The sequence below is a fragment of the Glacieibacterium arshaanense genome (assembly GCF_004681125.1).
Taxonomy (GTDB): domain Bacteria; phylum Pseudomonadota; class Alphaproteobacteria; order Sphingomonadales; family Sphingomonadaceae; genus Polymorphobacter_A; species Polymorphobacter_A arshaanense.
In genome coordinates, this window is record NZ_SIHO01000007.1 from 1 (window position 1) to 1,677 (window position 1,677).

General features: G+C 63.6%; 1 protein-coding gene. It reads right to left on the reverse strand.

The annotated features are described in order from the left end of the window. A partial coding sequence (locus EUV02_RS15530) for a beta strand repeat-containing protein (RefSeq protein ID WP_207790217.1) occupies window positions 1–1,677 on the reverse strand: 1,677 nt, incomplete at both ends.

Consider the following 1,677-nt stretch of genomic DNA (forward strand, 5'->3'; position numbering starts at 1 on the left):
ATTGATGCCAAGGCCAGCACCGAAGCTGTTGTTGCCACCCAGGACCAGGTTGCCCGTGCCGATCTGGCTGAGCGAACCCGTCGCGCCTGAGATGTTGCCATTCAGCGTGAAGGTGCCCGAACCCGAGTCGACGCGGGCGCCGGTTGCCGGCGAGATGATGATGTTGTTCGTCAGCACCAGGCCCGAGGTTGCGGCCTGCAGGATTGCCGAGTTGCTCATCGTCAGCGTGCCGGTGCTCAGTGCGGCGTTGTTGCCGACACCCAGCGTACCGTCGGTGATCGTCGTGCCGCCAGTGTAGGTGTTAGCGGCATTGAGGGTCACGGTGCCAACGCCCTGCTTGTCGAGCGCGCCGGCGCCGCTGATCACCGCGTTGATGGTCGCCGAGATGCCGGTGTTGGCATAAACGAACGCACCGCTCGCATTGGTCAGCCCGCCGGTACCCGTCGCACCGATGGTGTAACCCGTCGTCGCAAACTGCAGACCCACGAAGGAAGCAGGCGCATCAAGCGTCACCGTGCCCGCAGCACCCGCGAACACCGCAATGCCGCCCTGCCAGTTGGTGTTGATGCCGCTCGGCGCCGGACCGGTCCAGTTGGTGCCAGCGACACTCCAAGTGCCATTGCCACCGTCGATCGTGCCATTGCCGACCGTGTCGCCGCCATCCCAATACTGGGTGAGGACGCCCGGACCCGCGACCAGCAGGTTGACCTGGCCGGCAATCGCCGTCTGGATCGTACCCGTGTACGGGCTCGGCAATGAATTGATCGTCAGCCCATTGTTGGTGAGCGTGCCACCGTAAGTGCCGAGCTGATAGACGCCGAGACCGAAGCTGTTGCTGTTGGTCACATTCAGCAGACCATCAAGCACCAGGTTGCCGGTAACCTTGACCAAGTCATTATAGACGCCGCCAACCGCATAGGCTTGGCCCAGATCCCAGTTCAGGACCGAGGCTGCATTAAGGTTGAGTGCGCCGACGCTGAGCGTCCCGACACTATTGCCGGGAGCGAGAATACCGCCGTTGGCAACTGTCACTGTACCGGCAATGCTACCGGTACCGCCCAGCGTCGCGCCACTGGCGACCGTCACCGCGGTGTTACCCAGCGAACCGTTCACCGACAGCGTGCCAGCATTGACATTGGTCGCTCCGGTGTAGGTGCTGGCGCCGGTCAAGACGAGGTTTCCGGTACCAACCTTGGCAATGCTGCCAGCGCCACCGATCGGCCCGGCGAGCGTGAAGGTCTGTGCTTGCGTATCGATGGTACCTGCACCGGTCGTGATGACGGTGTTGGCAACAACCAAGCCAGCAGCACCAGCCTTCAGCGTTGCACCGTTGTTGAGCGCGATGCCCGAGACGCCGGCCGCCGTGTTGGTGCCCAAAGTCACCGTGCTGCCCGAGACGTTGATGCCAAGGCCGCCGGTGAAGGCGTTGTTGCCGTTCAGCACCAGCTCGCCGGTACCGACCGTCGAGATCGAACCCACGCCGCCGATGACGCCGTTGAGCGTCATCACGCCCGAGCCCTGGTTGATCAGGCCCGAACCCGTCGTCACGATGTTGTTCGCAACCACCAGACCCGAGACACCTGCAGCAAGGGTCGCACCGTTGTTGAGCGCGATGCCCGAGACGCCGGCTGCCGTGTTGGTGCCCAAAGTCACCGTGCTGCCCGAGACGTTGATGCC